At 64.3% G+C, this 17698-nt stretch carries 22 protein-coding genes; 6 read left to right on the forward strand and 16 right to left on the reverse strand.

Translation table 11 applies throughout. The annotated features are described in order from the left end of the window. Window positions 1-132 precede the first annotated feature (132 nt). Window positions 133-438: a lipoprotein gene (locus tag BRAS3843_RS09130; protein WP_175361097.1), complete on the reverse strand. Its 306-nt coding sequence runs from the start codon at window positions 436-438 to the stop codon at window positions 133-135. A gap of 69 nt (window positions 439-507) precedes the next feature. Beyond that, a complete protein-coding gene (gene argH / locus BRAS3843_RS09135) occupies window positions 508-1899 on the reverse strand; it encodes an argininosuccinate lyase (RefSeq protein WP_008968548.1) in 1392 nt (463 codons plus the stop codon). A 112-nt stretch (window positions 1900-2011) separates the two neighbouring features. Here argH and BRAS3843_RS09140 point away from each other — a divergent pair, with 112 nt between their 5' ends. Then, on the forward strand, window positions 2012-2725 hold the full coding sequence (locus BRAS3843_RS09140; protein ID WP_008968549.1) for a TlpA disulfide reductase family protein: 714 nt from the start codon (window positions 2012-2014) through the stop codon (window positions 2723-2725). Between the two features lie 150 nt (window positions 2726-2875). Here the strand turns inward: BRAS3843_RS09140 and BRAS3843_RS09145 are convergent, their stop codons facing one another. The 6 genes from BRAS3843_RS09145 to BRAS3843_RS09170 form a co-directional block, all read right to left on the reverse strand. Next, window positions 2876-3073 (reverse strand): putative motility protein, encoded by a 198-nt coding sequence (locus BRAS3843_RS09145; protein WP_008968550.1) that lies wholly within the window; start codon window positions 3071-3073, stop codon window positions 2876-2878. A 70-nt stretch (window positions 3074-3143) separates the two neighbouring features. Continuing rightward, on the reverse strand, window positions 3144-4022 hold the full coding sequence (locus BRAS3843_RS09150) for a 3-hydroxybutyryl-CoA dehydrogenase (RefSeq protein WP_008968551.1): 879 nt from the start codon (window positions 4020-4022) through the stop codon (window positions 3144-3146). Window positions 4023-4123: 101 nt separating this feature from the next. Continuing rightward, entirely contained in the window at window positions 4124-5068 is a 945-nt protein-coding gene (locus BRAS3843_RS09155; RefSeq protein WP_008968552.1) for an FAD-binding protein, read from the reverse strand. Next, window positions 5068-5817, reverse strand: a complete 750-nt coding sequence (locus BRAS3843_RS09160; protein WP_008968553.1) for an electron transfer flavoprotein subunit beta/FixA family protein — start codon at window positions 5815-5817, stop codon at window positions 5068-5070. Before BRAS3843_RS09160 ends, BRAS3843_RS09155 begins: the two co-directional genes overlap by 1 nt. A 284-nt stretch (window positions 5818-6101) precedes the next feature. After that, window positions 6102-6674 carry a cob(I)yrinic acid a,c-diamide adenosyltransferase gene (locus BRAS3843_RS09165; protein WP_008968554.1) on the reverse strand — a complete coding sequence of 191 codons (573 nt, stop codon included), beginning with the start codon at window positions 6672-6674 and terminating at the stop codon, window positions 6102-6104. Between the two features lie 54 nt (window positions 6675-6728). After that, on the reverse strand, window positions 6729-6923 hold the full coding sequence (locus BRAS3843_RS09170; protein WP_008968555.1) for a twin transmembrane helix small protein: 195 nt from the start codon (window positions 6921-6923) through the stop codon (window positions 6729-6731). A gap of 118 nt (window positions 6924-7041) precedes the next feature. Here BRAS3843_RS09170 and BRAS3843_RS09175 point away from each other — a divergent pair, with 118 nt between their 5' ends. Then, complete coding sequence (locus tag BRAS3843_RS09175) at window positions 7042-7977, forward strand: YihY/virulence factor BrkB family protein (RefSeq protein WP_008968556.1); 936 nt, start codon at window positions 7042-7044, stop codon at window positions 7975-7977. Here the strand turns inward: BRAS3843_RS09175 and BRAS3843_RS09180 are convergent. Then, window positions 7904-9109, reverse strand: a complete 1206-nt coding sequence (locus tag BRAS3843_RS09180) for an ATP-binding protein (RefSeq protein ID WP_139024786.1) — start codon at window positions 9107-9109, stop codon at window positions 7904-7906. The two genes, BRAS3843_RS09175 and BRAS3843_RS09180, sit on opposite strands and share 74 nt — an antisense overlap. Window positions 9110-9143: 34 nt before the next feature. On the opposite strand from BRAS3843_RS09180, the gene BRAS3843_RS40635 reads away from it, so the two are divergent. After that, window positions 9144-9458 carry a hypothetical protein gene (locus tag BRAS3843_RS40635; RefSeq protein WP_035981212.1) on the forward strand — a complete coding sequence of 105 codons (315 nt, stop codon included), beginning with the start codon at window positions 9144-9146 and terminating at the stop codon, window positions 9456-9458. Window positions 9459-9625: 167 nt separating this feature from the next. On the opposite strand, the gene gluQRS is transcribed toward BRAS3843_RS40635, so the two are convergent. Then, on the reverse strand, window positions 9626-10495 hold the full coding sequence (gene gluQRS / locus BRAS3843_RS09190) for a tRNA glutamyl-Q(34) synthetase GluQRS (RefSeq protein WP_008968559.1): 870 nt from the start codon (window positions 10493-10495) through the stop codon (window positions 9626-9628). A gap of 113 nt (window positions 10496-10608) precedes the next feature. Here gluQRS and BRAS3843_RS09195 point away from each other — a divergent pair, with 113 nt between their 5' ends. The 3 genes from BRAS3843_RS09195 to BRAS3843_RS09205 all read left to right on the forward strand — a co-directional run bounded on the left by BRAS3843_RS09195 (window position 10609) and on the right by BRAS3843_RS09205 (window position 13262). Beyond that, window positions 10609-11355: a DNA-3-methyladenine glycosylase gene (locus tag BRAS3843_RS09195; protein WP_008968560.1), complete on the forward strand. Its 747-nt coding sequence runs from the start codon at window positions 10609-10611 to the stop codon at window positions 11353-11355. Between the two features lie 16 nt (window positions 11356-11371). Further along, window positions 11372-12457: a DUF2855 family protein gene (locus BRAS3843_RS09200; RefSeq protein ID WP_008968561.1), complete on the forward strand. Its 1086-nt coding sequence runs from the start codon at window positions 11372-11374 to the stop codon at window positions 12455-12457. A gap of 247 nt (window positions 12458-12704) precedes the next feature. Further along, window positions 12705-13262 (forward strand): HNH endonuclease, encoded by a 558-nt coding sequence (locus tag BRAS3843_RS09205; RefSeq protein ID WP_008968562.1) that lies wholly within the window; start codon window positions 12705-12707, stop codon window positions 13260-13262. 180 nt (window positions 13263-13442) lie between these two features. Here the strand turns inward: BRAS3843_RS09205 and BRAS3843_RS09210 are convergent, their stop codons facing one another. Genes BRAS3843_RS09210 through BRAS3843_RS09235 form a run of 6 tightly spaced genes read right to left on the reverse strand, consistent with a single transcriptional unit; the run spans window position 13443 to window position 17600 of the window. Then, window positions 13443-15221, reverse strand: coding sequence for a proton-conducting transporter membrane subunit (locus BRAS3843_RS09210; RefSeq protein WP_008968563.1), 1779 nt, complete (start codon window positions 15219-15221; stop codon window positions 13443-13445). Then, a complete protein-coding gene (locus BRAS3843_RS09215; RefSeq protein ID WP_008968564.1) occupies window positions 15221-15565 on the reverse strand; it encodes an NADH-quinone oxidoreductase subunit K in 345 nt (114 codons plus the stop codon). Before BRAS3843_RS09215 ends, BRAS3843_RS09210 begins: the two co-directional genes overlap by 1 nt. Next, window positions 15562-16503: an MnhB domain-containing protein gene (locus BRAS3843_RS09220; RefSeq protein WP_008968565.1), complete on the reverse strand. Its 942-nt coding sequence runs from the start codon at window positions 16501-16503 to the stop codon at window positions 15562-15564. Before BRAS3843_RS09220 ends, BRAS3843_RS09215 begins: the two co-directional genes overlap by 4 nt. Continuing rightward, window positions 16500-16793, reverse strand: a complete 294-nt coding sequence (locus tag BRAS3843_RS09225) for a monovalent cation/H(+) antiporter subunit G (RefSeq protein ID WP_008968566.1) — start codon at window positions 16791-16793, stop codon at window positions 16500-16502. Before BRAS3843_RS09225 ends, BRAS3843_RS09220 begins: the two co-directional genes overlap by 4 nt. Continuing rightward, complete coding sequence (locus tag BRAS3843_RS09230; RefSeq protein ID WP_008968567.1) at window positions 16790-17080, reverse strand: monovalent cation/H+ antiporter complex subunit F; 291 nt, start codon at window positions 17078-17080, stop codon at window positions 16790-16792. Before BRAS3843_RS09230 ends, BRAS3843_RS09225 begins: the two co-directional genes overlap by 4 nt. Further along, complete coding sequence (locus tag BRAS3843_RS09235; protein WP_008968568.1) at window positions 17073-17600, reverse strand: Na+/H+ antiporter subunit E; 528 nt, start codon at window positions 17598-17600, stop codon at window positions 17073-17075. The genes BRAS3843_RS09230 and BRAS3843_RS09235 overlap by 8 nt, the downstream gene beginning before the upstream one ends. Window positions 17601-17698 lie beyond the last annotated feature (98 nt).

Below are 17698 nucleotides of genomic sequence, written 5' to 3' on the forward strand. Positions count from 1 at the left end.
GAGCCAAGCAAGCCGGTGCGGGTGGAGAGATCACCCCACCCCGCCTCACGGTTGGCTTTGCTCGCCGTGAGGCGACCCTCCCCCTCCAGGGGAGGGTGAAGCATCAACCACCCGTCGAGCCTGAGCTCAGGCCTACTTGCCGCTGTCCAGCAGCGGGTCGAGGATGAAGGATTTTTTGGTGCCGCGCGGCGCGGCGGGGGCGGCGTCTGCGCCGTAGTCCGAGCTGAACAGGGACGGCTTGGCCGCTCTCTCCGTTGCGGTGTCGCTCGGGGCGGACGACAATTGGGGCTGCGGCGGCGCGGTCGGCGGCAGGTCCAGCGGACCCTTGCGCCCGCAGGAGGCGAGCAGCAGCGCGGCGGCGCTCACAACGACGATGGCCCAGCCTGACGGACGACGGCTACGATTCACGTTCGATATCCCCAATGCGGGCGGCACCATACAGAGAAAGGCTGGCCATGGCGAGTGCCGGAGTGCCACGCCGGCACGGCCAAATTGCCGGACGGCGCCCTATTTTCGCTGTTTTTCCAACCGTTTCAGCCAGCTCTTCGCCTGCGCGGTCACGTTCTTCGGCGCGGTGCCGCCGAAGCTCGTGCGGCTCTTCACCGACGATTCGACACTGAGCACGCCGAGCACCTCGGCCGTGATCTTCGGCTCGACCTCCTGCATGGCCTTGAGCGGCAGCTCGTGCAACGCGACACCCTGTTTGGCTGCGAGCGCGACGATCCGCCCCGTCACGTGATGCGCCTCGCGGAACGGCATTTTCAGGGTCCGCACCAGCCAGTCGGCGAGGTCGGTCGCGGTGGCATAGCCCTCGCCGGCCGCCACTTTCATGCGGGCCTCGTCGGGCACGAGGTCGATCGCCATGCCAGTCATGGCGCGGATCGCCAGCGACAGCGCGGCAAACGCCTCCATCGCCCCGTGCTTGTCCTCCTGCATGTCCTTCTGATAGGCGAGCGGCAGGCCCTTCATCACGATCAGGAGCGCGTTCAGCGCGCCGATCACCCGGCCGGTCTTGGCGCGCACCAGCTCGGCCGCGTCCGGATTGCGCTTCTGCGGCATGATCGAGGAGCCGGTGGTGAACTTGTCCGACAGCTTCACCAGCCCGATCAGCGGCGAGGTCCAGATCACGATCTCCTCGGCGAAGCGCGACAGATGCACCGCGCAGATCGAGGCCGCCGACAGCGTCTCCAGCACGAAGTCGCGGTCGGAGACCGCATCCAGCGAATTGGCCATCGGCCGCTCGAAGCCGAGCGCCTCCGCCGTGGCGTGGCGGTCGATCGGAAATGAGGTGCCCGCGAGTGCGGCAGCGCCGAGCGGCGATTCGTTGAGCCGCTTGCGGGCGTCCGCAAAGCGGCCGCGGTCGCGCGCGGCCATCTCGACATAGGCCAGAAGATGATGGCCGAAGGTGACGGGCTGCGCGGTCTGCAGATGGGTGAAGCCGGGCATCACCGTTCCGGCATGCTCCAGCGCCCGCTCGGCGAGGGCCTGCTGATAGGCCGCGAGCGCGGCGTCGACCTCGTCGAGGGTGTCGCGGACGAACAGGCGGAAATCGGTCGCCACCTGGTCGTTGCGGGAACGGGCGGTATGCAGGCGGCCGGCCGCGGGGCCGATCAATTCGCCCAAGCGGCTCTCGACATTCATATGGATGTCTTCGAGCGCCCGCTTGAATTCGAACGAACCCTTGGCAATCTCTGACAAAATCGTGTCTAGACCCTTGCCGATATTTTTCGCATCACTCGCGGTGATGATGCCCTGCGCAGCGAGCATCGCAGCGTGCGCCTTGGACGCGGCGATGTCCTGGGCGTAGAGGTGACGGTCGACGTCGATGGAGACGTTGATTTCCTCCATGATCTCGTCGGGACGCTCCGAGAACCGGCCGCCCCACATCTTGTTGCTCATGCCTTGTCGCTCATGACTTGCCGCTCTTAAAATCTTGCCTGACCGCCAAAGGGAGACGCCGTCTTGAAGCGTGCACCCGATTGGCGCCTCTGATAGCCGTAACCGACCCGATATGACAAACGATAAGCCCGATCCGTCGCCCGATCAGTCGCCCGATCAATCCCTTGCCCGCCCGGCCGCCTCGGGCCGGACCCCGCTCCTGATCGGCGCCATCGTGGCCATCGCCGCGTTAGGGGTGGTCGGTCTTTACGGCAGCGGGTTCTTGCACGGACGCCCCGCAGGCGACCAGGCCTGCCTTCCGGCGGTCGGTCTCGCCAAGAAGATCGCCCCGCTCGCCCATGGCGAGGTGGCGGCGCTGACCATGGCGGCGACCCCGCTCAAGCTGCCGGACTTGGCCTTTGAGGACGCCAACGGCGCGCCGAAAAAGCTCTCCGACTTCCGCGGCCGGACGGTGCTGTTGAACCTGTGGGCGACCTGGTGCGTGCCCTGCCGCAAGGAGATGCCGGCGCTCGACCGGCTGCAGGCCAGGCTCGGGGGGCCAGACTTCCAGGTGGTCGCGGTCAATATCGACACCCGCGATGCCGACAAGCCGAAGGCCTTCCTGGCCGACGCCAAGCTGACGAAGCTGGAGTATTTCAGCGACGCCAAGGCCAAGGTGTTCCAGGACCTGAAGTCAATCGGCCGCGCCTTGGGCATGCCGACCTCGGTGCTGGTGGACGCCTCCGGTTGCGAGATCGCGACCATCGCCGGCCCCGCCGAATGGGACAGCGACGACGCGGTGAAGCTGATCAAGGCGGCGACCACGCCCGCCGCAGCGGGGCTGTAGCTCTAGCGCGTCATGATTGCCGTCATTCCGGGGCAGCCCGTCAGGGCTGAACCCGGAATCTCGAGATTCTCAGGTGCGCTACCGCGCACCATGGTTTCTCGGAATGACCGCGAACGAGATGACGGTTCGATTTTTTTTGACGCCGCAGACTCAGGCGGCGATGTTGAGGTTGCCGCCAACGCCCGGCCCGACATTGGCGAGCGAGAGCGTCTGCTGGGCGCCGCCGAGCAGGGTCAGCACCGCCGACTTCTGGGCATCGAGGTTCTGCTTCAGCATGGAGGTCGCAACCTGCTGCTGCACCGCACCCTGTTGCTGCGCCATGATGGCGGTAACCAAGCTCATATCCATACGCAAATACCCCTCGCCACTGCACGTTAACCGGCAAGTCTTAACGAAGGAACAATAGCGAGCGGCGGGTTCAGCGCGTCGGCACCGGCTTGGCGCCGCGATAGTCGTAGAAGCCGCGCTGGGTTTTGCGGCCGAGCCAGCCGGCCTCGACATATTTCACCAGCAGCGGACAGGGCCGGTATTTGGAATCGGCGAGCCCCTCATGCAGCACCTGCATGATGGAGAGGCAGATGTCCAAGCCGATGAAATCGGCGAGCTCCAACGGCCCCATCGGATGATGGGCACCGAGCTTCATCGCCGCGTCGATCGCCTCGACGTTCCCGACGCCCTCGTAGAGCGTGTAGATCGCCTCGTTGATCATCGGCAGCAGGATGCGGTTGACGATGAAGGCCGGGAAATCCTCGGAGACCGCGACCTGCTTGCCCAGGCGGGTGACGAATTCCTTGGATGCCTCGAACGTCACATCATCGGTGGCAATGCCGCGGATCAGCTCCACCAGTTCCATGAGCGGAACCGGATTCATAAAGTGGATCCCGATAAAATGCTCGGGCCGATCGGTGCAGGCCGCCAGCCGCGTGATCGAGATCGAGGAGGTATTGGAGGCGATCAGGGCCTCTGGCTTCAGGACGGCGCAGAGATCATGGAAGATCTTGCGCTTGACCTCTTCCTTTTCAGTCGCGGTCTCGATCACGAGGTCGCAATCGGCAAGGCCGTCGAGCGTCTCGGCCGCGGTGATGTGGCCCAGGGCCTGGCCGCGGGCCTCGTCGGTGATGACCTTCTTGGCAACCTGGCGGGTCAGATTGCCATTGATCGTAGCCATCCCCGACTTCAACCGGTCGGAGGAGACGTCGTTGAGCACCACGTCGAGCCCGGCGAGCGCGGCGACATGGGCAATCCCGTTGCCCATCTGTCCCGCGCCGATCACGCCGACCTTGTTGATCTGAGCCATTTTCTTGTCCACCGGAACGGCGCGTATCCCGCGCCTGTCCATGCTCCTGATAACGTCGAGACACCGGCCGGGATCGCCCCTTCCGGACGGTGTCGACCGGTTTATTTGCCGAGCTTGCCGAGCGCCTCGGTCAGCTCTGGGACGGCCTGATAAAGATCGGCGACCAGACCGTAATCGGCAACCTGGAAGATCGGCGCATCCTCGTCCTTGTTGATCGCCACGATCACCTTGGAATCCTTCATGCCGGCCAAGTGCTGGATCGCGCCGGAAATACCGACCGCGACATAAAGCTCCGGCGCCACCACCTTGCCGGTCTGACCGACCTGCCAGTCGTTCGGCGCGTAACCGGCATCGACCGCGGCGCGCGAGGCGCCGACGCCGGCGCCGAGCTTGTCGGCCAGCGGCTCGATATATTTGGCGAAGTTCTCGCGGCTCTGCATGGCGCGGCCGCCGGAGACGATGATCTTGGCCGAGGTCAGCTCGGGACGGTCGCTCTTGGCGACCTCCTCGCCGACGAAGCTCGACAGCGCCGGATCGGCGACGGCTGCAACGGTCTCGACCGGCGCGCTGCCACCCTCGCCGGCGGCGGCGAAGGTCGAGGTGCGCACCGTGATCACCTTCTTGGCGTCCTTGGATTTCACGGTCTGGATCGCGTTGCCGGCATAGATCGGCCGCTCGAACGTATCCGGCGCCACCACCTTGATGATCTCGGACACCTGCATCACGTCCAAGAGCGCAGCCACGCGCGGCATCACGTTCTTGTAGCGCGAGGTCGCGGGCGCGACGATCGCGTCATAGCCCGCGGCGAGCTGGACGATCAGCGCCGCCAGCGGCTCGGCGAGGTCGTGCGCATAGGCCGCATCGTCGGCCAGCAGCACCTTCCTGACGCCCGCAAGCTTGGCGGCCGCATCGGCGGCGGCCTTGGCGTTCTGACCGGCGACCAGCACGTCGACTTCGGCGCCGAGCGCAGCGGCGGCGGTCAGCGTCTTGTTGGTCGCGTCCTTGACGGCAGTATTGTCGTGTTCGGCAATCAGCAGCGTCGCCATCACAGCACCCCGGCTTCGGTCTTGAGTTTGGAGACGAGTTCGGCGACGTCCTTGACCTTGACGCCGGCCTTGCGGCCCGCCGGTTCTGCGGTCTTGAGAATTTCGAGGTGGGGCGTGAGATCGACGCCGGTGTCGGCGGCGGTCTTCTCCGCAATCGGCTTCTTCTTCGCCTTCATGATGTTCGGCAGCGACGCATAGCGCGGCTCGTTGAGGCGGAGATCGGTGGTGACGATCGCAGGCCCCTTCAGCTTCACGGTCTGCAGACCGCCATCGACCTCGCGCGTCACTTGGAAGTCAGAGCCTTCGACCTCGAGCTTGGACGCGAAGGTCGCCTGCGACCAGCCGAGCAGCGCGGCCAGCATCTGGCCGGTCTGATTGCTGTCGTCATCGATCGCCTGCTTGCCGAGAATGATGAGACCGGGCTGCTCCTCCTGCGCGACGACCTTGAGGATCTTGGCCACCGCCAGCGGCTCGACATTGCCTTCGGCCTTGACCAGGACGCCGCGATCGGCGCCCATCGCCAGCGCGGTGCGGATCGTCTCTGACGCCTGCGCGGGTCCGATCGAGACGATCACGACCTCGGTGGCCTTGCCGGCTTCCTTCAGCCGCAACGCTTCCTCGACCGCGATCTCGTCGAACGGATTCATCGACATCTTGACATTGGCGAGTTCAACGCCCGATCCGTCGCTCTTGACGCGGACCTTGACGTTGTAATCGACCACCCGCTTGACCGGCACCAGAACCTTCATCGATCCTCTTTCGCTTAAATCTTTCGGGTTAACCTGTTCGGGCGCGGAACCTAAATCGGCCGTACCCCCCGGTCAACGCGCGAGAGGGGAAAATTCATGCTCCGCACGGCGGGGTCCTTGGATCCGAATGCGTACCCCCGCCGCGAGCGATCACCTTACCCCCTTGCCGCCTCCCTCGGTAATCGCAAATCCATGATTCAGCGCGGCTTTTCGATCTTGCGTCCACGCGCTGGACACCTGACGCCCGAGCCGGGACATCATAGCGGATCGGCGCGGCCGGCGCGTCAACGATTCTGCCCGGGAACCCAAAGAACGTCGCCGGCGCCGTTCCCGTTCGCCGCGCGGCTGGCGACAAACAGGAAATCCGACAGCCGGTTCATGTAGCGCAGGGCGGCCTCGCTGACCGGCTCGTTGGGCTGGGCGGCAAGTTCCGCCATCAGCCGTTCCGCCCGGCGGCAGATCGTTCGCGCCAGATGCAGATGCGCCCCGGCCGGCGTGCCGCCCGGCAGCACGAACGAGGTGAGCGGCGGAAGCTGCGCGTTCAGCGCATCGATGTCGCGTTCGAGACGGTCGACCTGGCTCGAGACCACGCGCAACCGCTCGGCCTTGCCGTCGCGCTGGGGAACGGCAAGGTCGGCCCCGAGGTCGAACAGATCGTTCTGGATCAGCGACAGCATGGCGTCGATCTCCGGCGCCTCGGCCAGATGAAGCCGGACCACGCCGATCGCCGCATTGGTTTCGTCGACCGTGCCATACGCCGAGACGCGCAGGTCGAATTTCGGCCGGCGCTCACCGTTGCCCAGCGCTGTCGTACCGTCGTCACCGGTGCGCGTATAGATGCGGTTGAGGACGACCATGTGTGTCTCCTTAACGACCTGTCTTAGCGACCCACCTTAACGACCCATCCTTACTTAGCGACCCATGGCCCAGATCGCGGCCATCGCGACAACGATGGCGACGAACTGCAGGATCACGCGCCAGCGCATCAGCTTCTGCGACAGGTTGGGTGAACCACCGCGCATCATGTTGACGAGGCCGAGGAACAGCACGAGCGCAACCGCGCCGACGGCGATGGGAAGAATTAACATGCTCAACAGGGACGTCATCGGCGTTAGATAACATCGGAAGCCCCTGGGCGCCATCTCGGATCAGATCTGGCGGATCAGAGATGGCGGATCGGTGCTGCGGTGCTGCACGATCTGGCTTTTCGCGGAAGAATGTCCGATGGTCGCCCTGAACGGCTGCCGTCGCGGGTGCAGGTGCAAGGTGAGGCTGCTTCGTTATATCATCCACGTCAGCTGGGATGCGTTCTACACTTTCCTTGCCGATGACGGCTGGGCGATCGCGAGCCATATTGCGCTCTCGAGCCTGATGGCGCTGTTTCCGTTCCTGATCGTGCTGACCTCGCTCGCCGGCTTTCTCGGCTCCAAGAATCTCGCCGATCAGGCCGCCAGCCTGCTGCTGCAGACCTGGCCGACCCAGGTGGCCGATGCGCTGGCCACCCAGATCCACGACGTGCTCACCACGACCCGAACCGATGCACTGACGATCGGCGCCGTGCTCTCGGTCTATTTCGCCTCCAACGGCGTCGAGGCGCTCCGCGTCGGGCTCAATCGCGCCTATAACGTGGTCGAGCCGCGGCGCTGGTATTGGCTGCGGCTGGAGTCGATCGGCTACACGCTGCTCGCCGCGTTCACCGCGCTTGCCATGTCGTTCCTGATCGTGCTCGGACCTTTGATCATGGCGACCGCGCGCCACTATCTTCCGCTCGCCGTCGAGACCAATGAGCGCTTCGTGCACCTGTCGCGCTACGGGATCACGGTCACGGCCCTGACCGTCGCGCTCTTCGTTCTTCATGCCTGGCTGCCGTGCGGCCGCCGCAGCTTTCTGCAGATTCTGCCCGGCATCGTCTTTACCTTACTCGCCTCGCTGATCTCCGGCATCGTGTTCGGCCAGTATCTGGCGCGCTTCGCCAACAACTACGTCACGATGTATGCCGGGCTGGCGTCGGTGATCATTGCACTGGTGTTTCTCTATTTCATCGCCGCCATCTTCATCTACGGTGGCGAGCTCAACGCCGCGATCATCAAGTCGCGGCTGCCGCGCGGTAGGTCGCCTCGAGCAGCGCGGTCGCCAGCGCCCGCGGAGAAACGGGCTTGAGCAGGAAGGCATCGGCGCCGGCCGCCCGTGCCGCAGCCTCGTCCTCGCCGCGACCCGATACGCCGATGATCGGGATCCTGCCCGCAGGCGCGGCGAGCTTGCGGATGCGCGCGATCGCCTCGACACCGTTGATGCCGGGCAGCACCATGTCCATCAGCACCGCGTCCAGGCCGCCCTTCTCGACCCGTTCCGACGCAGCCTCGCCACGGCCGATGAATTCGGCCTGATGGCCGAGCTCGTTCAGGATCGTATTCAGCACGACCCGGCCGAACGGATTGTCCTCGACCCCGAGCACCCGCAACGGTCGTGCAGATGCGAGCGAGGGGCCGTCCGCCATACCGTCGACATTCGTTTCCGGCACGGCAGCAATGGTCAGCATGACCGTCAATGTGAATGTCGTGCCACCCTTCGGGCGCGGCGCCACTGAGACGTCGCCGCCCATCGCGCGGGCCAGTTGCCGAACTGAGGAGAGCCCGAGGCCGGCTCCCCCGAAACGTGATGCGATCGAGACATTGGCCTGCGTGAACGGGCGGAACAGGCGCTTGACCTCCTGCAAGCTCAGACCGATGCCGCTGTCGGACACCTCGAAGGCGACAGCGACCGTGTCATGTTCCGCCGCCCTGCGCTTGGCACGTCCCGGGCGACCTGCCATGGCGACCTTGAGCGCGACGCCGCCCTGCTCGGTGAATTTCACGGCGTTATCGATCAGATTTTCCAGCGCGGCGCGCAGCCGAACGGGGTCACCGACCACCAGCGTCGGCAATTCGTCGGAGAGATCGACCTTGGCTGCCAATCCTTTGGCCGCCGCGCGGCCGGCCAAGGAATCGCCGGCGGCGCGGGCGAGAACGCGCAGATCGAACAGATCCGCACGCGGTGCTGCACCGGTGGTCTCGTGCTTGGCGGCATCGACGAACAAGGTCGCGAGGCTGGAGAGATGCTCGGCGCCGGCCTTGATCGTCTCGACCCAGCGGCGCTCGCGTTCGCCGAGCTCGGAGGTCGCCAGCAGATCGCTGATCGCCAGGATGCCGGTCAAGGGCGTGCGGACCTCATGGGCGAACACCGCCAGCGCCGCTTCGACCACGCCGCGCGACGACGGCGTTGGCACACCTGCTTCGCGCGATGGTTGTGGCATCGCGCGCGCTGACGTCACCTGGGGGGAGCGCTTCTTGAGCAGCCTCGTCTTGGGTGAGCTCGTCTTGGGTGTGCTAGTCTTGAGTGAGCTCGCCTTGAGTGAACCCGGCTTAAGTGAAGCCCTTTTGGGCGAATTCGTTTTCCGCGAAATTGTGGTCGAATTCGCGGTCCGGGAATTCGTAGTCTGGGAATTCGTCTTGGCGGACAGCCTGCCCAAAGACATCTTGCCCAAATTCGATTTAGGCAAGCCCGAGGCCGGCTGTCCGGGCTTGCTGCCCGGCTTGGCCGATCGGGCTTGGCGCCCCCCACCCCGCTTCCGAACGCGTCTCATCATGGCCCTTCTGACATGAACTCCGGCAACGAAGGGGCACCTGCATGGTCATGTCGTCGTGTGCCGCTTTCGGTTGAAGCTCCTGATTAACCCGCGCCTGTCCCCAGCATGGCACGGCTGGCCCCCGGGTGTCACGATGACGTTTGGGTTGTCCCCGCCGGAAACGATCGGACAACAATCCGAAATTTACAGCAGGCCGACCTTACGCCGGATGTCAGACGGCGACGCGCCCTCCGCACGCAGCGCCCGTAATCCGACGGACTGACTGGACTTCGAGAGCTTCATCCCACCGGCGTCGCGAATCAGCCGGTGGTGCCGATAGCGCGGCGCAGGCATACCAAGCAGGCTCTGCAGCAGGCGGTGGACGGCGGTAGCGTAGAACAGGTCTTGGCCGCGCACGATATCGGTCACACCTTGGAGCGCGTCGTCGACGACGACCGACAGATGATAGCTGGTCGGGGTCTCCTTGCGCGCCAGGATCACGTCGCCCCAGGCATCGGGCTGGGCGGCGATCACGCCGGTCTCTCCCTCCGGGCCCTCGCCCTGCTCCGTCCAGGTGAGCCGGCCGGCCTGGGCGATCGCGGCGGCCATATCCAATCGCAGTGCATAGGGCAGCCCCCGCCGCATGCGCTCAGTCCGCGCGGCAGCCGAAAGCTGCTTCGCCGTTCCCGGATACAGGGGGGCGCCGTCGGGGTCGCGCGGCCACGGCGCCTCCGCCTGACGCTCACGAACCAGCCGCGCGATCTCGGCGCGGCTCTCGAAGCTTGGATAGACCAGCCCTTGCGCGGTCAGCCGCTCCAGCGCCGCCCGGTAGTCACTTAGATGCTGCGACTGGCGGCGCACCGGCTGTTCCCACGCGATGCCGAGCCAGGCGAGATCCTCATAGATCGCCTGCTCGAATTCCGGCCTGCAGCGGGTCGGATCGATGTCCTCGATCCGCAGCAGGAAACGCCCGCCACATCCCTGGGCTAGGTCAAAATTGAGCAGCGCCGAATAGGCGTGACCGAGATGCAGATAACCGTTCGGACTCGGCGCAAATCGGAAAACGGGTGGCATATGATCGCATCATTGCCGGACTTGATCCGGCCATCCATCCTGCGGAAGCTTGTATCCATATGAGATGGATGCGCGGGTCAAGCCCGCACATGACGATCGGGAGGCCTGCCCACATGACCCAGCACCTCGACAGCCAGGCCACCCTCGACGAGTCCATCCTTGCGTTGGTGAAGCAAGACCGGCGGCTTCACCCGATCCTCGAGGCCGCCGGCATGCCGAGCCTGCGCCGCCGCGAGCCGGGCTTTGTCGGGCTTGCGCATATCGTCTGCGGCCAGCAGCTCTCCACCGCGAGCGCCGCCGCGATCTGGGGCCGCCTCTCCGCGGCATTCGACCCGTTCGACGCCGATGCGATCAGGCGCGCCCGCGCCGACCGTTTGGGCAGGCTTGGCCTTTCGGCGGCAAAGATCAAGACGCTGAAACATATCGCGCGCGAACTATCAGCCGAGCGGCTGAACCTCGACGTGCTCGCCAACGAAGATGCCGACGCCGCGCACCACACGCTTACCGCATTGCCCGGCATCGGGCCGTGGACTGCGGACGTGTACCTGCTGTTCTGCCTCGGCCATGGCGATGCGTGGCCCGCAGGTGATCTTGCCGTGCAGGAGGCGATCAGGATCGGGCTCGGCTTGAGCAAACGCCCCACTGCGAAGGAGATGATGCCGATCGCGGAAATCTGGCGTCCGCTGCGCGGCGCCGCGGCGCATCTGTGGTGGAGCTATTATCGTGCGATCAAGAAGCGCGAAGGCGTGCTCGGCGCGGAGAAAAACGCTGACGAAGCGAACAGCGTTTCAAACAAAGTTGCGGTTGCAAAACGGTCATCGTCGTCGAAGACAATCACAGGAGCGAAGGCAGCAAAGTAGTCGTGGAGGTCACGCCATGAGAGCGATCGATTTCGTCGTCAGACGCAATGACCTCCAGCAGTGCAAGACGGTCGAGACGGAATTGCCCGACGCGCTGCCGTCCGACGCGTTGCTGGTGAGGGTCGCGCGCTTTGCCTTCACCGCGAACAACATCACCTATGCGCTGCTCGGCGATCAGCTGAAATACTGGCAATTGTTTCCGGCACCGGCTGGCTTCGGCAATATTCCGGTGTGGGGCTTCGGCGAGGTGATCGCCTCGGCCCATCCGGCCGTCAGCGAAGGCGAGCGCCTGTTCGGCTATTTCCCGATGGCGACCCATCTCATCATCGAGGCGGAGAGCGTCAGCAAGCGCGGCCTGCGCGATGCGGCGCCGCATCGGCAAGGCGTGGCGCCGGTCTACAACGCCTATGCGCGCGTGAGCGATGATCCCGCTTTCGCCGGGCGCCAGGGCGACCACCAGGCCTTGCTGCGGCCGCTGTTCATGCTGTCGTTCCTGGTCGACGACTATCTCGCCGAGCACTCCTTCTTCGGCGCAGATGCCGTGATCCTCTCCTCGGCCTCCAGCAAGACCGCTTTCGGCCTGGCGCACCTGCTGCATAGCCAGCGGCCGAACATCCGCGTCGTCGGCCTGACCTCGGCTGCGAATGCGGGCTTCGTCCAGTCGCTCGGCTGCTATCATGAGGTCGTCGCCTACGACGAAGTGGAACGGCTCGATGCATCGGCGCTGGTCGCGATCGTCGACATGGCCGGCAATGCCGGCTTGCGGGCCCGGCTGCATCGGCACTTCGGCGGCAACGTCAGATATTCCGGCCGCGTCGGCCTGACCCATCAGGACGGGGACGACGATGCGGCCGATCTGCCCGGCGCCAAACCGTCCTGGTTCTTCGCGCCTGACCAGATCCGGAAACGGGCCAAGGATTGGGGCCCGGGCGGTATCGAGAGCCGGCTCGGCGCCGTCTGGCAGAGCTTCGCGGCGAGGCTCGATCAGTGGCTGACCGTGATCCATAGAAGCGGACCGGCCGCGGTGCAGCAGATTTACCTCGACACGCTCGGCGGGCGGGTTCCACCGGACCAGGGATACATGCTGACCATGGCGGAGTAGCGCCCCGCCACGGGCGCGAACCGGGCAGCGAATCAGCCGCAGGCGTTCTCGCAAAGGTGATCGCCGATGTTGCGAGCGAGTTGCAGAAGGCCGGCCTAAACACTGCGATTGCCATGCTTCTGACGCGCTTTCGGCCCAGTCTGGAAGACGGGATAAGCTGTTCTCGGGGCTTCACAATCCCGTCACGCTGCATGTAGTATGTCAGCGCATGCTGCTTTCGCAGCCGAATGGAGGCCAGGAGCGTTACTTGAACGCACATGTCTCACAAGGCGGTTGGCCGGTGTTGGTGCTGAACGCGGACTTCCGGCCGCTGAGTTATTATCCGCTATCGCTTTGGTCCTGGCAGGACGCGATCAAAGCGGTGTTCCTCGATCGTGTGAACATCGTCGAATATTACGACCGGGCGATCCGAAGTCCGTCCTTCGAGATCCGATTGCCCAGCGTGGTCTCGCTGAAATCCTTCGTCAAACCGACCACGCATCCTGCCTTTACCCGTTTCAATGTTTTCCTGCGCGACCGCTTCGCCTGCCAATATTGCCTCTCCGGCGACGACCTGACCTTCGATCACATCATCCCGCGCAGCAAGGGTGGCCAGACCACCTGGGAAAACGTCGTCGCCGCCTGCTCGCCCTGCAATCTGCGGAAGGGCAACATGACGCCGCAGCAGGCCAAGATGTTTCCGAGGCAGACGCCCTACGCGCCGACCGTGCACCAGCTTCACCGCAACGGCCGCCTGTTTCCGCCGAACTACCTGCACGAAAGCTGGCTCGACTATCTCTATTGGGACACCGAGCTCGATCCGTAGGCCGCGGCGGGGCCCTGCCAGGTCTTTGATGACATCCACCAGTCTGTCCGAGACCACGACTGCTGACTTCCGACCCAGGGCTGGTTCAACGAGCGACCGCGGCGAAAGCAGTACCGTCGTAACATCCTCGGAGCCTCTCAAACTCCGGATGAATATTCGTCCATTGTTCCAGATCGCGTTTCAGTGCGCTCCGAGCATCGATACGCCGAACAGCGCCGCCAGAGTGAGGACGGAAATGCACGCGATGGGCCACTGACGGAGAAACTTGTCGCCCGCCTCAACGATAGCGCTCGATGCAAGGCTTCCGCGACGGACCGAGCTGATCACCGGCATGAGTTCGTTCCAGCCCGATCGACGCCAGCTCGGGAGCTTCGAAGGCGCCAGCAAGATCGCCACCCCTGTACCCCCCAGGAGAGGAAGGAGCATTTTAAAAAGCGCTCCAATGCCAAACTTGTCCGACGGGACGCCGTTCGGAATCGATAGATAGGCCTCCCAAGGTACGAGGCCCAGCATCAGCGAGCATAGCGCCAGCGCCAGCGTGGCCAGCTCTCGAATACGCGGTGCCGAGCTGTCCGGAGTAATCGGCTCCTTCGCGGCCGTCAGTGCATGTGCGAGCACGAGCACAACATATGCGCCTGTGAAAACTCCGCCCGCCTGAAGCACGACAGCCCACCACCACTGCTCTTTTTCGGCTGCCGCCTGAAGGAGCAGCTCCTTCGCGAGATAGGCGCCGCCCGGCGGCAGGCCCATCAGCGCAAGCCCACTCAAAGCGAACGCAAGTACGCTGATCGGCAATATGCGGCCGACACCGCCCAACCCCAGGATTCGATCCTGCCCCAGCGTCGCATAGATCGACCCGGCCGCCAGGAACATTGCGGCCTTCGCGGTGGCATGAGAGATCGCCTGCAACAGACCCCCCGCCAGGGCGCCACTGCTCTCAAGCCGTCCGGAAGCACCGAACGCCAGCGGAAACATCAAGAAGAGATATCCGATCTGGGCGAGTGTCGAATATGCAATTAGGAGCTTCAGTCGCTCCTGGCGAAGAGCGACAACGCTACCGAGTACGATTGCCACGCCGCCAAGTCCGGCGAGCAATTGCGTAGCAATGAACCCGGGCAGTCCAGGCATCACGTTGAACCAGAGCCGTACAATGATGAAGAAAGAGCCCTTGACGACCAGTCCGGATAGAATTGCACTAGCCGCCGCCGGTGCGCCAGCATGGGCGGGCGGCAGCCAAAGGTGCAACGGGACCAGTGCGGTCTTGGCAAGAAGACCGGTTGTCATCAATGCCGCTGCGACGACAGCGGCAGGTTGTGTGTCGATACGACGCCCCAGCAGCACGATGTCGAGTGTGCCGTATAGGCCGTAGAGGAGTGTCGTTCCCAGCAAGTAGAGAACGGAACCAAGCAGGGCAAAGAGCAGATACCGTATCGCGGCGCGCAGCGTCTCCCCGCGGCCATCCAGGCAAACCAACGGTACCGCGGCGAATGTCAGCAACTCCAATGCGACATAGAGGGTGAAGAGGTCACCGCCGAGAAAGATCGTGTTTAGCGCTCCCCAGATCGCCAGCAGCAGGATCCAGAACGTGAATGAAACACGGGTCTCGGTTATCGAGAAATCAGCGGCGGCGAACGCGGCGACCGCACAGATCACGACCGCGGTCGCAGCGAGCATCACCGCCGACAATCCATCCGCGCGCAGCGCTATTCCTAGCGGGGGCGGCCAAGCACCTAACACGTAGACGACAGGGCCGTTGCCTTGCGGCAGCGCGACGACAATCGCCGCGGCGATCGCCAAGCCGAACGGGACAATCGCACATGCGACCAGCCTCTCGTACTGGTCGCCCAGAATGAAGGCCAGCAAAACGCCTGTGACAGGGACGACGATGGACAGCACCAGCAGGAAGCCGCCCGTGCTTGTCATCGCGTCCAGCGCAGGGGCGGCGGCGGCTGGCAGCATTAGTCACCGGATGGATCAGAGCAGGCGCTCGGCCGCACGTCGCTGCACAGTGTTGTCGTGCCGGTTTTCTGAAATAGCCGGAGCAAGAGCGCGATGGCCAAGGCCGTCGCGGCGAACGCGACGACGACACCGGTGATCACCAGCGCCTGCGGCACCGGATCGTTGCCGATCCCTGCTGCGGCACCCCGCCGTCCGACCACGCCGAACAGGAGAAATACGCCACTGCCCAACACATTGAAGGCAATGATCTTTCGAAGTGGCTGCGGATTCGTGATCAGGCCATAAAGCCCAAGTCCGACGGCGACGGCGGCACACAATCCGAACACTGTTGCGCCGCTCGTCACTTTACACTCCGTTCCGGTGCGCCGGCGAGCAGCAAACCAAGGGTCGCCGCGATCGTCAGGATCATCGCAACCTCGATGCCGAGGATCAGTGGCTTGGCGTACGCCGCGGGATAAGCAAGGAATGCGCTGCCAAACCAAAGTCCTCCGAGGCCGACGGCGAGAAACAGGCCAGGGCCGGCGATCAGGATGCACCGAAGCCATCGACGGCTGGTGGCTGGGGTGTCGGCTAGGCCGGCCATGATAGCAAGCAGCCACATGGACGCGAGAATCGCGCCGCCCTGAAAGGCTCCGCCGGGGTGATCGGCTCCAGTCCAAAAGACGTAGATTCCTACGACAATTCCGACGGGCGGCAGCAAGCGCGCGAGAAAAGCCAGAACGCCATTTGGATCTGCCCGGTGGCACGGTCCAGGACGGCCGCCCCAGGCAGTATCGGGTGCAAGCGACCAGACGCCGATGATGGCCAGCAACAGCACGACTTTCTCAAGCATGGTATCCATTGCGCGGAACGCCATAAGCACGTTGGTGACGGGATTGGCCAGACTCGTCGCCCACGCATTTGCAACAATTCTCGGGGCTAGCGTTGGTGCATGTTCGGGCAGGAGCCAAACGGCGCCAGCCAGCGCCGCGGCGATCAATACAGACAATACAGCCGCGCACGCTCGCGTCAGGTTGCCTGGCGCTTCAGCCGCCGTCGTTTCGGAGTCACGCAATCGCGCCGCCGCACCTAGCAACAATACGCCGCCGAGTCCTCCGCTGATCGCGGCCTCGGTCAGCGCAACGTCCACAGCGTCAAGGCGCACCCAGATCAGTGCCACCAGCAATCCGTAAGCGACGAAACCGACCGCTGCCGAGTAGGTTTTGCGAACCGCTGTTGTCCAGAAGCCGAACCCGAGGACCACGGTAGCAAGCACGACCTCGAAAACAGTTGCGATGCTCATTTGGCCGTTTCACCTTCCCGCGCAGTGCGCGCGATCAGCTGTGACACGGTCGCACCCGCAAGTAGCGTGAGCAGCCAAATGCCTATCAATTTGAACCCGTCGCGCAGACTCCCTGCTTGCGGCAGCAAGCCGAGCACGACGAGGCCGAGGCCGAGATTGTCCGCTTTAGTGAGCGCATGCAGACGAGTCAGCGTGTCGGGAAAACGAAGCAGGCCGACCGTGCCGGCCAGGAAAAAGAATGCGCCCGCTGACACTGCCGCAATCGTCATCATGTCGCGTGCGAGGCTCATTTGTCCTCCGTTATGCCCGCCCCATCAGTATCGAGGCTAGAAAGCCCCTTCTTGACGAACGCGATGGATGCGAACGTGGCGAGAAGTGCCAAGGTCAGCGCGACGTCGACTGCCGCGGGCACGCCCGTCACGGTGCCGAGCAGGAGCAATGCAGCAATGCCGGCCGTCCCAATCAACTGGGCCGCCATCATGCGGTCGGTGTCTCCCGGACCGCGCAGGATCGACACCAGCCCCAGCGCCAACATCGCCAGAATGAACCCTACGGCAGCCGTCAGGAACTCAGTCATTGTAGAGCGCTCGAACCAGGGCCGCTTCCTCTGCGGCAAGCTCAGCGAGGACCGGCTGTTCGACGTCGAGGCAGTGATACAAGAGCTGGCCGTTCCGCTCTCCTGTCGGCACGGTGCCCGGCAGCAGGCTAGTGAGTGTTGTGAACACGTTCCGGCGCGTTCCACGTGAAAGTCCAGTTGAGTAGGACACAAATCCCGGGCGCAGGGGTAATCGGGGATCGAGCGCGCGTCTTGCAACGTCCACTCCGGCGGCCACCGAGTGATACAGGAAGAGCGACACCAGTCGGATGATGGCACTAAGCGAACGTCGCGAGGTGTGCGGCTCCAGTAGGCGCAAGCTTATCCACGTCGCTGCGGCGACGGCGGCGGCTGCGGCTGGAATATCTGCGAGGGCTGCTCCGGCAAGCACCAGCCAGAGGCAGATGAAGCACGCCGCTCGCCATCCCGCGATCGCCTTCCATCGCCCGGCCGCCAAGCCGGAGAACGTATTCTGCCTTCCTGAGGATCCTCCCATGCTCATGTCGGCCTCCTCGATCGAGGTCGGATCGCGTCGCGAGGTCTTCTGGATTTCCGTAGCTGTTAAGGCGATTCCGGCAGCGCCATAGTGGGCTTCGGCAG

The sequence above is a fragment of the Bradyrhizobium sp. STM 3843 genome (genome assembly GCF_000239815.1).
Lineage (GTDB): Bacteria > Pseudomonadota > Alphaproteobacteria > Rhizobiales > Xanthobacteraceae > Bradyrhizobium.